The sequence below is a fragment of the Coprococcus sp. RTP21428st1_C9_RTP21428_210409 genome, assembly GCF_040227395.1.
GTDB classification, from domain to species: Bacteria; Bacillota; Clostridia; order Lachnospirales; family Lachnospiraceae; genus Coprococcus; species Coprococcus aceti.
The window spans coordinates 1-2,005 of record NZ_JBEHVV010000136.1 but is presented as its reverse complement, the minus strand read 5'-3'; the positions used below and the strand labels follow the sequence as shown (position 1 = coordinate 2,005).

Annotated in this window: 3 protein-coding genes; 2 read left to right on the top strand and 1 reads right to left on the bottom strand. The window is 45.8% G+C overall.

Annotated features, from left to right (window positions below):
• Together tgt and yajC are read left to right on the top strand one after the other, a co-directional pair.
• The coding region (gene tgt, locus ABUA34_RS14200; RefSeq protein ID WP_349823533.1) for a tRNA guanosine(34) transglycosylase Tgt at positions 1-1,070 on the top strand (1,070 nt) is incomplete at its 5' end.
• A gap of 19 nt (positions 1,071-1,089) precedes the next feature.
• A complete protein-coding gene (yajC, locus tag ABUA34_RS14195) occupies positions 1,090-1,464 on the top strand; it encodes a preprotein translocase subunit YajC (protein ID WP_015533108.1) in 375 nt (124 codons plus the stop codon).
• Positions 1,465-1,499: 35 nt separating this feature from the next.
• Here yajC and ABUA34_RS14190 read toward each other — a convergent pair.
• The coding region (locus tag ABUA34_RS14190; RefSeq protein WP_502880277.1) for a PHP domain-containing protein at positions 1,500-2,005 on the bottom strand (506 nt) is incomplete at its 5' end.

Genomic DNA, 2,005 nt, shown 5'->3' with positions numbered 1-2,005 from the left:
CAGTGCAGACACCTCTGTTCATGAATGTTGGAACGGCAGCAGCCATAAAGGGAGCTGTGGCAACAACGGATCTCAAGGACATAGGATGTCAGATCGAGCTGTCAAATACATATCATCTCCATGTGAGACCTGGGGATAAGATAGTCAAGCAGATGGGCGGTTTACATAAGTTTATGTACTGGGACAGACCGATACTCACTGATTCAGGCGGATTCCAGGTATTCTCCCTGGCGGGACTCAGGAAGATCAAGGAGGAGGGCGTAACCTTCAATTCCCATGTCGATGGACGCAAGATATTCATGGGACCTGAGGAGAGCATGCAGATACAGTCGAATCTGGCATCTACAATAGCCATGGCATTTGACGAGTGTGCCCCTGCACTGGCTGACAGACAGTACGTGGAGAATTCTGTTGCGAGAACAGCCAGATGGCTTGTCAGATGTAAGAATGAGATGGAGAGACTTAACAGTCTGCCGGATACGATCAACAAGAATCAGCTATTGTTTGGAATCAATCAGGGTGCCATATACGAGGATATCAGAATAGATCACGCCAAGAGAATCAGCGAGCTTGATCTTCCGGGATATGCCATAGGAGGACTTGCAGTAGGAGAGACAGCAGAGCAGATGTACCACATACTCGATGTGACCGTTCCGTATCTGCCTGAGGACAGACCGACATACCTCATGGGTGTTGGAACCCCTGCAAATATACTTGAGGCGGTCGACAGAGGTGTTGATTTCTTCGATTGCGTATATCCATCCAGAAATGGACGACACGCCCATGTGTACACGAAGCATGGCAAGATGAATCTCAAGAATGCGAGATTTGAGACAGACGACAGACCTATAGAGGAGGGCTGCGGATGCCCTGCATGCCAGCACTATAGCAGAGCGTACATCAGACACCTGCTCAAGGCAAATGAAATGCTCGGTATGAGATTTTGCGTCTTGCATAATTTGTATTTTTATAATAATATGATGAAAGACATCAGAGAGGCTATTGAAGAAGGAAGATATCAGTCATATAAGAAATCGATGCTTGAGAGCCTTGCTGGTGGAGAAGAGTAATCAAAAAGGAGATTAGAGAATGAATTCACTTTCAACAATTTTATCATCGTCAACAGGAACACAGGCCAGTGGCGGTTCATCAGTTATGTTTATTGTTGTATATATTGCCATATTTGCTGCAATCATTTACTTCATGATGATCAGACCACAGAAGAAGCAGAAGGCCAAGACAGACCAGATGCTTTCACAGATGGAGCCTGGTGATAATATCATGACAACCAGTGGTTTCTACGGAACCATCCTTGATGTGGTTGATGATTCAACTATCATTGTAGAGTTTGGTAACAACAAGAACTGTCGTATACCGATGCACAAGAGTGCTGTTGCAGAGCTTGAGAAGCAGGGATCATCAACAGTCACAGATGATGATAAGGATAAGAAGTCAAAGATATAATAAAGGTATCATCAGAGTAAATAAAAAAGCGGTCATTATACAGTGACCGCTTTTTTTATATCCTGAAATACAGCTTCCGTGATCCGAAGACCGCCCCTTCCGGTTCCCACGGATATGTCGGGTTTGGCTGCACCGTGGAAGTCGGAACCTCCTGATATGAGGAGCCCGTGTTTTCTGGCGATCTCCCTAAGCCTTCCGGATTCATAGGCATTGTTGGAAGAGTGGTAGACCTCAAGCCCTGAAAGGCCATATGGCTTCAGTTCTTCAAGCATGTCCTCTATCTGTTTATATCCAAATCCGTATATGAGGGGATGGGCGATGAAGGCAGCCTTGCCGTAGGTTCTTATGAGTCTTATGGCATCGGCGGCCGGTATGTCTGGTGTTGGAATGTAATATTTGCATTTCTTGCCCAGATACTTTTTGAACGCCTGGTTCATGTCCCTGCATACGCCTTCGGCTATGAGAATTCTGGCAAAATGAGCTCTTGTGACGACAGTATCAGGATTGCCATGCTGCAGCTTCTCCATGGTCATGTCTATTC

Bases quoted from the DNA above. Each gene is read 5' to 3' on its own strand.
- yajC (WP_015533108.1), top strand. From the start codon at position 1,090: ATGAATTCACTTTCAACAATTTTATCATCGTCAACAGGAACACAGGCC.